This is a genomic window from Phormidesmis priestleyi ULC007, assembly GCF_003003695.1.
Classification (GTDB): Bacteria; Cyanobacteriota; Cyanobacteriia; order Leptolyngbyales; family Leptolyngbyaceae; genus Phormidesmis_A; species Phormidesmis_A priestleyi_A.
This window is the reverse complement of sequence record NZ_PVWG01000146.1, coordinates 1-732: the sequence shown is the minus strand read 5'-3', so window position 1 is coordinate 732 and position 732 is coordinate 1. Positions and strand designations below refer to the sequence as shown.

Annotated in this window: 2 protein-coding genes; one reads left to right on the top strand and one right to left on the bottom strand. The window is 48.0% G+C overall.

Features of this window, described 5'->3' with window-relative positions; all coding sequences use genetic code 11:
• Positions 1–213, bottom strand: a 213-nt coding sequence (locus C7B65_RS29810; protein WP_425320475.1) for an ISAzo13-like element transposase-related protein, incomplete at its 3' end; no start/stop codon positions are given.
• 81 nt (positions 214–294) lie between these two features.
• On the opposite strand from C7B65_RS29810, the gene C7B65_RS27105 reads away from it, so the two are divergent.
• Complete coding sequence (locus C7B65_RS27105) at positions 295–666, top strand: hypothetical protein (protein ID WP_106254258.1); 372 nt, start codon at positions 295–297, stop codon at positions 664–666.
• The last annotated feature ends 66 nt before the right edge of the window (positions 667–732 follow it).

Here is a 732-nt window from a genome sequence, read left to right as displayed (position 1 = left end):
GGTTTCATATTGTGAACTCACTATTTGCATGAAACCCTTTCCTAACCCCCTTTTGCAAGCTTTTGTCCTGTACTTAGCTGTCTGGTATGTTTTGCCATCAAGCCAGCAATGAACTTCAAGACCTTCCTCGGTTCGAGTTGAACTTACCAGATTGACAACCACTTGATGCGTCTCTAAGGGGACGCCCCTCCAGTAAGGGACTTGCTGAGAAATAAAGTCCCAGGCATTCTAGAAGGTAGGAGATGGGGAATTACCCTGCTCCTAATCCAACCTCTAGAATAGGAAACTTTAGGAATGATGTTCAGCGAATCGGTCAAAGTCACTCTCAAAGATGCCGCTCAGAAACTGACAAGTCACCGCAAACGAGACTTCATGGCAAAGGTCGCCGAAGATTACTTGGATGGGTCAGCCCGAAAAGCAGAAACGGTTTTGGGATGGAATCGCGATGGGGTTCAACTAGGCTTGCATGAAAGACGAACCGGGATGATTTGTGTCGATAATTATCGGGCACGAGGACGACACAAAAGTGAAAGGGTGCTGTCTGATTTAGAAGCAGATATCCGCAGCTTAGGGGATGGACAGGCTCAGGCAGACCCAAAGTTTCAATCCACGTTCTTGTATACTCGCATCAGTGCTAGAGCCGTGCGAGCAGCCTTAAGTAGCTAGGCGCAATTAAATATAAAACGCTCCAGTGAGTACTCACCCGATTGACTCCGGGATTCCATCCCCCGC